The sequence below is a fragment of the Rhizobium sp. SEMIA 4085 genome (assembly GCF_013004495.1).
Classification (GTDB): Bacteria; Pseudomonadota; Alphaproteobacteria; order Rhizobiales; family Rhizobiaceae; genus Rhizobium; species Rhizobium gallicum.
On the sequence record NZ_JABEPH010000241.1, the window covers coordinates 1 to 9,364 of the forward strand.

General features: G+C 59.4%; 7 protein-coding genes, 3 pseudogenes and 1 riboswitch. Of the genes and pseudogenes, 4 read left to right on the forward strand and 6 right to left on the reverse strand.

Going from position 1 to position 9,364, the window contains the following annotated elements; genetic code table 11:
• From C9413_RS21550 to C9413_RS21565, 4 genes are all read right to left on the reverse strand, one after another.
• A partial coding sequence (locus C9413_RS21550; protein WP_210263576.1) for a UPF0262 family protein occupies positions 1-247 on the reverse strand: 247 nt, incomplete at its 3' end.
• 15 nt (positions 248-262) lie between these two features.
• Positions 263-1,444, reverse strand: coding sequence for an acetyl-CoA C-acetyltransferase (locus tag C9413_RS21555; protein WP_170250884.1), 1,182 nt, complete (start codon positions 1,442-1,444; stop codon positions 263-265).
• A gap of 71 nt (positions 1,445-1,515) precedes the next feature.
• Complete coding sequence (locus tag C9413_RS21560) at positions 1,516-2,145, reverse strand: 3-oxoacid CoA-transferase subunit B (RefSeq protein ID WP_040114321.1); 630 nt, start codon at positions 2,143-2,145, stop codon at positions 1,516-1,518.
• Between the two features lie 17 nt (positions 2,146-2,162).
• On the reverse strand, positions 2,163-2,861 hold the full coding sequence (locus tag C9413_RS21565) for a CoA transferase subunit A (protein ID WP_040114320.1): 699 nt from the start codon (positions 2,859-2,861) through the stop codon (positions 2,163-2,165).
• Between the two features lie 536 nt (positions 2,862-3,397).
• A riboswitch (glycine riboswitch) is annotated at positions 3,398-3,487 on the forward strand.
• Between the two features lie 144 nt (positions 3,488-3,631).
• Between C9413_RS21565 and C9413_RS21570 the strand changes: the two genes are divergently transcribed.
• The 4 genes and pseudogenes from C9413_RS21570 to C9413_RS21580 all read left to right on the forward strand — a co-directional run bounded on the left by C9413_RS21570 (position 3,632) and on the right by C9413_RS21580 (position 6,885).
• The gene (locus tag C9413_RS21570; RefSeq protein ID WP_040114319.1) at positions 3,632-4,885 is read left to right on the forward strand and encodes a D-amino acid dehydrogenase; all 1,254 of its coding nucleotides are present in this window, start codon (positions 3,632-3,634) and stop codon (positions 4,883-4,885) included.
• A gap of 88 nt (positions 4,886-4,973) precedes the next feature.
• Positions 4,974-5,123, forward strand: a pseudogene (locus C9413_RS34555) (hypothetical protein); the annotation flags it as partial.
• A gap of 195 nt (positions 5,124-5,318) precedes the next feature.
• Positions 5,319-6,443, forward strand: a pseudogene (locus tag C9413_RS21575) (malate synthase G); the annotation flags it as partial.
• A 12-nt stretch (positions 6,444-6,455) separates the two neighbouring features.
• Positions 6,456-6,885, forward strand: a pseudogene (locus tag C9413_RS21580) (heme-binding protein).
• Positions 6,886-7,022: 137 nt separating this feature from the next.
• Here C9413_RS21580 and C9413_RS21585 read toward each other — a convergent pair.
• Complete coding sequence (locus tag C9413_RS21585; RefSeq protein WP_040114318.1) at positions 7,023-8,213, reverse strand: glycine C-acetyltransferase; 1,191 nt, start codon at positions 8,211-8,213, stop codon at positions 7,023-7,025.
• 84 nt (positions 8,214-8,297) lie between these two features.
• Positions 8,298-9,242, reverse strand: coding sequence for an aminotransferase class IV (locus C9413_RS21590; protein ID WP_348648791.1), 945 nt, complete (start codon positions 9,240-9,242; stop codon positions 8,298-8,300).
• Between the last annotated feature and the right edge of the window lie 122 nt (positions 9,243-9,364).

Genomic DNA, 9,364 nt, shown 5'->3' on the forward strand with positions numbered 1-9,364 from the left:
GCGTGAGCGACCGGTAATGACTGACATCATGGGCGCCATGATCAGCAGCGACATGCAGTGCCAGGCGCCCGTCAACCGCTTCGATCCTGAGGCGATAAGGTCCGCCGTCGTGACCGACTGGAATGAATGTATTGGATTCCAAGAGGTCGATGACCGCGAGCGCTTGCTCCCGCTCAATTCTCGCCTCCCGGCCACCGAACGATCGGTCGAGCGATACGTCACAGAGACGGTACTCGGCGGAGGCCATGACACTGCCCTCCCGTCACATCGCTTCCACGCACATGGCGACACCCATGCCGCCGCCGATGCAGAGCGTCGCCAATCCCTTTTTGGCGCCGCGGCGTTTCAGTTCGAAGAGCAGCGTGTTGAGCACGCGGGCGCCGGATGCGCCGATCGGGTGACCGATGGCAATGGCGCCACCGTTGACGTTGACGATATCGGGATTCCAGCCGAGGTCCTTGTTGACAGCGCAAGCCTGAGCGGCGAAGGCCTCGTTGGCTTCGACCAGTTCGACATCGCCGATCGCCCAGCCGGCTTTCGCCAGCGCCTTGCGCGAAGCCGGGATCGGGCCGGTGCCCATGACCTGCGGATCGACGCCGGCGGTTGCCCAGGAGATGATGCGGGCGAGCGGCTGGATGCCACGCTTGGAAGCCTGCGCCTCGGTCATCAACAGGGGGGCGGCGGCACCATCATTGAGGCCGGATGCGTTGCCGGCGGTCACGGTTCCTTGCTTGTCGAAGGCCGGACGCAGCTTGGTCATCTGGTCGAGCGTGGCGCCATGGCGGATATATTCATCCTGGTCGACGCTGACGTCACCCTTGCGGGTCTTGACGATGAACGGAACGATCTCATCGGCGAAGCGTCCCGCCTTCTGTGCCGCTTCCGCCTTGTTCTGCGAGGCGAGTGCGAAGGTGTCCTGCTCCTCGCGGCTGAGCTGCCACTGGCGCGCGACGTTCTCGGCGGTAATGCCCATGTGGTAGCCGTAGAAGGCGTCGGTCAGGCCGTCCTTGATCATCGTGTCGATCATCTTGAAGTCGCCCATCTTCACGCCGCCACGCAGGTGTGCGCAATGCGGCGCCATCGACATCGACTCCATGCCGCCGGCAATAATGATGTCTGCATCGCCGGATGCGATCTGCTGCATGCCGAGCGCCACGGCGCGAAGACCCGAGCCGCAAAGCTGGTTCATGCCCCAGGCGGTCGCTTCCTGCGGGAGGCCGGCCTTGATCGCCGCCTGGCGCGCCGGGTTCTGGCCCTCGCCGGCCTGCAGCACCTGGCCGAGGATCACCTCATCGACCTCACCCGCCTCGACGCCGGCGCGCTCGAGCACGCCCTTGATGACAGCGGCGCCGAGCTCATGTGCCGGCGTGTTGCTGAACGCGCCGTTGAAGGACCCGACCGCGGTGCGGGCGGCGCGGGCGATGACGATCGATGGGGTGCTCATGGTGGTCTCCTCTATGATCCGTGCGAAGCCGGCAGAGGCCGGCTCCAGCGTCTCGGCAATAAGCCGCAGGCCTAGTTGACGATGGTCGCCTCGGTGGCGCTGCGGATCTCGCTGTCGGTCACGCCCTCAGCAAGCTCGACCAGCTTCAGTCCGCCATCGACGACGTCGAGCACACCCAGATTGGTGATGATCCGATCGACGACGCTCTGTCCGGTCAGCGGCAGGGTGCATGCCTTCAGCACCTTGGATTCGCCGGCCTTGTTGGTGTGGTCCATGACGACGACCACCCGCTTGACGCCGGCAACGAGATCCATGGCGCCGCCCATGCCCTTGACGAGTTTGCCGGGGATCATCCAGTTGGCGAGGTCGCCGTTCTCGGACACTTCCATGGCGCCAAGGATTGCCATGGCGATCTTGCCGCCGCGGATCATTGCAAAGCTCTGCGCCGAGTCGAAGAAGGCCGAATGCGCCAGCGCCGTCACCGTCTGCTTGCCGGCATTGATCAGGTCGGCATCGATCTGGTCGTCCGTCGGAAAGGGACCGATGCCGAGCAGGCCGTTCTCCGACTGCAGCGTCACATGGACGCCTTCGGGAATATAATTGGCGACCAGCGTCGGAATGCCGATGCCGAGATTGACGTAAGTGCCGTCTTCGAGTTCACGGGCAGCCCGCGCCGCCATCTGGTTCCTGTCCCAGGCCATGTCTCTCTCCCCTTCCTTCAAGCCGCCGCGCGCGTGGTGCGCTGTTCGATGCGTTTCTCGTGCTGGCCCTGGAGCAGGCGATGCACATAGATCCCCGGCACGTGGATATGGTCGGGATCGAGGCTGCCGACTGGCACGATTTCCTCGACTTCGGCGACGCAAATCCTGCCGCAGGTGGCGGCCGGCGGATTGAAGTTGCGGGCCGTCTTGCGGAAGACGAGGTTGCCGGATGTATCCGCCTTCCAGGCCTTGACGATCGACAGGTCCGCGACAATCCCGGTCTCGAGAACATAGGTCTCGCCGTTGAAGGTCTTCTGTTCCTTGCCCTCGGCAACCACAGTGCCGACGCCTGTCTTCGTATAGAACCCGGCAATGCCGGCGCCGCCGGCACGCATACGCTCGGCCAGCGTCCCCTGCGGGTTGAACTCCAGTTCCAGTTCGCCGCTCAGGTACTGCCGCATGAACTCGGCGTTCTCGCCGACATAAGACGAGATCATCTTCCTGATCTGCTTGGTCTTCAGCAGCACGCCGAGACCGAAGTCGTCGACACCGCAATTGTTCGAGGCGATCGTCAAGTCCTTGGTGCCAGCCTCACGGATCGCGTCGATCAACAGCTCCGGAATGCCGCAAAGGCCAAAACCACCTGCCGCGATAAACATCCCGTCGAATAGAAGCCCTTCAAGTGCTGAATGCGGGTTGTCAAAGATTATGTTCATAAGCTCCCCATGGGTTCCCTTTTGCGGCTTACGATTTATTTTGCAGGTTTCAGACCGATGTGCAACAACTGTTTTAAAAAAAATCTTTTGATGCGTTTGTTCTCATTCGTCGTGCCCGAATGAGCGACTATTCGACGTTAAAGCTTAATGAGACAAACACTAAAAGAAAGGGGTCCTTGCATGCTCAACCATTGGGCGACGACCAAGGACATTGTTTAAGCAGTCACAGCAAGCGGCGCGACAGATCTTGGAGCATCCGCAGGGGTAGTGCTCGTTTAAATACCAGAGCTCGCCCCCAATGCCGGCGTGCATCCATTTAAATTCAAGCGGATCCGTCTCTCAGCGAACGAGGCCACCATCAAAGGTCGTTTCGCCGTGCTGCATAGAGTAGGCACGTCTATCTCGATCGGTGGATCCGAATTATCTGTCCAAATGGACGGTATTTCAAAAGCACGTGGTTTTGATCCCCACGTTTCAATTCCGAAAAGAGATTGTCGGTGACGATGCAAAACTCTCTAGTAAAAATGGGATGTTCAAAAGACTAGACGGGAGAGATCGGCGCCAGCCGACGCCGACGGAGCAACCCCCCAAGGAAACTCTCAGGCAAAGAAGACCGTCCTGTCGAACGATCTGGAGAGAGATGCCCAGAGCATCCACCGAAGGGGAACGCCGACCTTGCGACGTCGGCCAAGCTCTCAGGTAAACTGACAGATTTGGGGATCAGCCGCAGGCTTTACTCCCTGCACCCTTTGTCTTTTGGAGGCCTGAAAATGCCCAAGATTATTGTGATTGGCGCCGGCATCACCGGCGTATCGACAGCCTACGCCCTTCTTCAAGCGGGCCACGACGTTACTGTCGTGGAGAAGCAGCGATATGCCGCAATGGAGACGTCTTTTGCGAACGGTGGACAACTCTCTGCGAGCAACGCGGAAGTCTGGAACCACTGGTCGACCATATTCAAGGGCATCAAGTGGATGACACATCGCGACGCTCCCCTCCTAATGAATCCTACCCCGACATGGCACAAGTACAGCTGGCTGGCGGAATTCGTTTCGAACATCTCGCGTTATCGCGAAAACACCGTTTCCACAACGCGGCTTGCCATCGCCGCGCGGAAGCACATGTTCGAGATCGCAGAGCGCGAGGGAATAGATTTCGATCACGTACGTCGCGGGATCCTTCATGTATATTACGACAAGTCAGGCTATGATCATGCCGCCAAGGTCAACGAGATGTTGGTAGAGGGCGGTCTGGACAGAAGGCCAGTGACCACGGAGGAAATCCAGTCGATTGAACCTGCCCTCACCGGCGCCTTTTATGGGGGCTTCTACACCCCGTCCGATTCTACCGGGGACATCCACAAGTACACGACAGGGCTGGCCCGGATCTGTGAGCGAAAAGGGGCGACTTTCCTGTACGATGCGAGCGTAACCCGGGTGGAAAGGCGTGATCGGTTCCACGTTGCTTACGCCGCAGGGATGGCTTCAGGGAGCGCTCCTTCGGAGATCATCGAGGCGGACGGCATTGTCGTTTGCGCGGGCACGAGCAGCCGGAATTTTGCCTCGATGCTTGGAGATCGGCTTAACATCTATCCCGTCAAGGGATACTCGATAACCGCTCATCTGGAGGACGAGCTGTCGCAGAACTCTGCGCCGTGGGTGAGTATTCTCGATGACCGCGCCAAGATCGTCACCAGTAGGCTAGGAATGTCACGGTTTCGTGTGGCGGGAACCGCCGAGTTCAACGGGCTCAACCGCGACATCAGGGAAGACCGCGTCCGGCCGCTCGTTGACTGGACGCGCACGCTCTTTCCGGGAATTACAACAAACAAGGTCGTGCCTTGGGCAGGCCTCCGGCCCATGACGCCCAATATGATGCCCCGGGTCGGAAAAGGACGGCTGAATGGGGTGTTCTACAACACCGGCCACGGACATCTCGGATGGACGCTGTCGGCGGCGACAGCTGCCATGATCGCTGAGGCTGTAACCAAAGAATTTCCCGTCGACATGCGGCTGACCGCATAGTGCAGGAGGAACTATGGAAATCTCTGTTCACTCGGCGGAGCGTATCGAGATCGCGGGATTGCAGGTCGTTCGGGAGCTCCACGACTTCATGCGGGACGAGGCGTTGCCCGGCACGGGGATTGGCAACTCCGCCTTCTGGACGTCGTTTTCGTCGATCGTGCACGCTCTCAGCCCCCGCAACCGCGAACTCCTGAGGGTCCGTGAAGATATTCAAGAGAAGATCGACCATTGGTACCGCCGCAATGGCGCGCCGAAAGACCTTGCCAAGTACAAGGCTTTTCTCACTGAGATCGGCGATATCGCTTCCATCCCGGTCGAGCACCGCAGGATTGGTCATCAGGTGGCCGACGTTGCGCACCAGGAGCAGAGAGCGGGCACACAGCATGAACCGATTGCCGTCCGCGCTGGTGTATTCGACATCAGTTGCGAGCTTGCGCTTATAGACGAAATACCGGAAGGTATTAGGGACGCGATGGTGACGGCAGCGATTGCGCGGCACGACATCGGCGGGAGGGGCGGGTGCCACGCCAACTCGCCCGCCGGATCCATGTATGCGGTAAAGCCGAAGATGCACGGGCCAGAGGAAGTCGCCTTCGCGGTGGAGCTTTTAAGCCGGGTCGAGCAGGCACTGGGCATGGCGCCCGATCCCATCAAGATGGGCCTCATGGACGAAGCGTCGCACAACGGTGAACCTCAAGGAATGCATCCGCGCGGCGAGGAAGCGCATCGTCTTCATTAACACGGGTTTCCTCGACCGGACCGGCGACGAGATTCACACCTCGATGGAAGCCGGCCCGATGATCCGAAAAGCGGACATGAAAGACTCGCCGTGGATCTGCGCCTACGAAAATTGGAACGTCGACATCGGGTTCGCCTGCGGGCTTGACGGCCGAGCGCAGATCGGGAAGGGCATGTGGCCCATGCCGGACCTAATGGCCGCCATGCTCGAGCAGAAGATCGCTCATCCGATGGCCGGAGCGAACACCGCGTGGGTGCCCTCACCGATTGCCGCGACACTGCACGCCACGCATTACCACAAGGTCGACGTCCGCACTGTCCGGCGCACGCTGAAGAAGCGTGAGCGTGCGGGGCTTGACGACATCCTTACCGTGCCGATCGCTGCCAAGCTGGATTGCACACTGAAGGCCGTCAGAAGGAGCTCGACAACAACTGTCAGTCCATCCTCGGTTACGTGGTGCGCTGGATCGACCAGGGTATCGGCGGCTCCAAGATCCCCGACATCAACAATGTTGGATTGATCGAGGACCGTGCGACCTGCCGCATTTCCTCGCAACATATCGCTAACTGGATCCATCACCACGTCTGCACGCACGAGCAGGTATTGGAGACTTTGAAACGGATGGCGACCGTCGTGGACCGTCAGAATGCTGGAGATCCGCTGTACATGTCCATGACGCCTGACGTTGAAAACTCCAGCGCCTTCAAGGCCGCACGGGACCTGATCTTCAATGGCCGGAATCAGCCTAGCGGTTATACAGAACCAGTGCTGCATGCACGCAGGCTGGAGCTTAAGGCACGTCGGAACACCAACTCTTAAGGAAATGCAGAAATGACAACATTGAACCTGGAACGCGCGGCCGAGATCATTAGAGACCTTCTCCAGGGCTGGCGCGAAAGAGCTAAAAACTTTGGTCGGCTGGGTTCTTGATGCGGACGGTCATCTCATAGCTTTTCAGAAGCAGGATGGCGCTTCGATGCTCCGATTCGACATCGCCTTTGGAAAGGCCTACGGCGCGCTCGCCGTCGGATTCGGTTCCCGCTGGCTTGACAAGGCGTCAGCCGAGCGCCCTCATTTTGTTGCTGGCCTCAACGCCGTGTCTGGCGGCAGAATAGTGCCTGTGCCAGGCGGCGTACTCGTGCGTGATGCAAATGGAGCGTTGCTGGGCGCGGTAGGCATTACTGGAGACACTTCTGACAACGACGAGGCAGTGGCCATCGCGGCCGTCGAGGCAGTCGGCTTGGTGGTCCAGCCAAGCTGAGGGGTACGCTTGAGAACGGTTCACAACTGGGCACTGTGCGCAAATCATACCTCGCGTGCGCCGAAGCAGCTCTCCCGAATCCAATATCTGCAAGAAAGGGCGGGAAACCATCGCGCAGGTTGTTTCTCTTCGGCGGATTACCGAATGACTCCAAGTTCCTTACCAACTTCGGTGAACGCCTCTACCGCCCTGTCGATATCTTCGCTTGAATGCCCTGCAGACATTTGCGTGCGGATGCGCGCCTGGCCCTTGGGTACGACTGGGAAGGAGAAACCTATAACGTAGATGCCGCGCGTCAGCATCCTCGACGCCATTTGCTGCGCGATGGAAGCGTCGCCGAGCATCACGGGGATGATGGGATGGTCGGCGCCAGCGAGAGTGAAACCGGCCTTTGTCATCTTTGAACGGAAGCGCTCAGCATTGGCGTAGAGCTTTTCGCGCAAGGTATTGCCGCCTTCGATAATGTCGAAAGCCTTAAGCGAAGCCCCTGCTATCGCCGGCATCAGGGTGTTCGAGAACAGGTATGGCCGTGAGCGTTGGCGCAGCCACTCGACGAGCTCGCACTTACCTGACGTATAGCCGCCAGAAGCTCCCCCCAATGCCTTGCCGAGTGTGCCGGTGATGATGTCCACCCTCCCCTCGACACCGCAGTGTTCCGCCGAGCCGCGCCCGTGTTTGCCTACGAACCCCACCGCGTGGCTGTCGTCCACCATGACCATGGCACCATATTTGTCCGCGATATCGCACACGCCGCCGAGATTGGCGATAATCCCGTCCATCGAGAACACGCCATCCGTGGCGATCAGCTTGAACCGGCTGCCTTCCGCCTTCTTGAGCTCCTCTTCCAACGCCGCCATGTCATTGTTGGCATAACGGTAGCGCCTCGCCTTCGAAAGCCGCACGCCGTCGATGATCGATGCATGATTAAGCGCATCGGAAATGATCACGTCCTCTTCACCGAGCAATGTTTCAAACAGGCCGCCATTCGCGTCGTAGCAGGACGAGTAGAGAACCGTATCCTCCAGACCGAGGAAGGCTGAGATCCGAGCCTCAAGCTGCTTGTGCTTTTCCTGCGTGCCGCAGATAAAACGCACCGACGCCATGCCGTAACCGTAGCGGTCCAACGCAGTCTTGGCGGCTTCGCGCAAATACTCGTTGTCGGCGAGACCGAGATAGTTGTTGGCACAGAGGTTCAACACCCGGCTGCCGCCCGCCACCTCGATCTCGGAAGACTGCATCGATGTAACGATGCGTTCGGATTTGTAGAGTCCGGAGGATTTCAGTCGTTCTAACTCGCTCGATAAGTAGGAAATGAAGGCGCTTGTCATAAGTTTCTGCCGGTGAGATTGCAACACACAGGCGCCCCCCGCTTTTCCGGGTGGAGCCGCCTGTTCGACGATCATGGTTTTGGTTCACGGATACGCGACGGCGGTCGACCAAGCAGGGTCAGAATGCTTCTGCCAGTACAGATCCATCAGTTGGCGCGTCAGGTCACCAACCCTCCCATCTCCGATAGCCAATCCGTCGACTTGGGTAACCGGCATGATGCCTCCGGCAGTCGACGTAATAAACACCTCGTCGGCCTGCTTCAGCTCGTCGCGCGTTAGGTCCGCGGCGGTAACGCCGAGCTCAGTTTGCCTGCATAGGTCGAACACAGTCTGTCGCGTGATGCCAGGAAGAACTCCGAAGGCCGGCGTCTTAAGCTTGCCGTCTTTAACCGTGAAGACGTTGAACCCCGGTCCTTCGGCGATGTTACCGTTGGTATCCATTATAAGCGCGGTCTCGGCGCCTAAGTCGTAGGCGTCGAAGAGTCCTTTCACGAGATCGAGCCAATGGTAGTTCTTGATCGATGGATCGACCGAGTTTGGAGGAATCCTCACGGTGTCGCTCACAGCGACATGCAGTCCGCGCTCGAGCTGTTCCTTGTTCGCGACGGAGCCGAACGGCACGGCGAAGGCGATGAACCGATTCTCCGCCTCACGCGGGTCGCGGCTAAATGTTGCTGAGCCGCCGCGCGTGCAGATCATTTCGACGTAAGACGACTTATGGCCCGAAAGAGCGACGCAGTTCGCGAGAATCTTCTCTATTTCCTCGCGGCTGTACGGAAGCTTCATGCGAAGTCGCTCCATCCCCCTGAAGAAGCGATCAAGATGGAGGTCGAGCCGGAAGAAGCGGCCTTCCCAGACATGGACGGTGTCGTAAGTTGCGTCGGAATGAAGAAAGCCCCAGTCCAGGACCGAGACCTTTGCCTCCGACATCGGGAGGTACTGCCCGTCCATGAACGCGACACCGTTAGGATATCGGCGGTTTTCCCCCTCGATGGGGTCGCACCCTTGCGGCTGTGTTTTTGTTCTCACTGATGCGGTTTGTATCTCTTTGTTTCTTCCCACACTTGCGTGGCAAGCCCCCGCCGGTTTGTTTCTCTTCCCCCCCCCGCCGGTCCTCCGACACCCGCCCGCCCTATGTCACTCACCTCTTG

Bases quoted from the DNA above. Each gene is read 5' to 3' on its own strand.
- C9413_RS21555 (WP_170250884.1), bottom strand. From the start codon at position 1,444: ATGAGCACCCCATCGATCGTCATCGCCCGCGCCGCCCGCACCGCGGTC.
- C9413_RS21565 (WP_040114320.1), bottom strand. From the start codon at position 2,861: ATGAACATAATCTTTGACAACCCGCATTCAGCACTTGAAGGGCTTCTA.
- C9413_RS21560 (WP_040114321.1), bottom strand. From the start codon at position 2,145: ATGGCCTGGGACAGGAACCAGATGGCGGCGCGGGCTGCCCGTGAACTC.
- C9413_RS21570 (WP_040114319.1), top strand. From the start codon at position 3,632: ATGCCCAAGATTATTGTGATTGGCGCCGGCATCACCGGCGTATCGACA.
- C9413_RS21585 (WP_040114318.1), bottom strand. From the start codon at position 8,213: ATGACAAGCGCCTTCATTTCCTACTTATCGAGCGAGTTAGAACGACTG.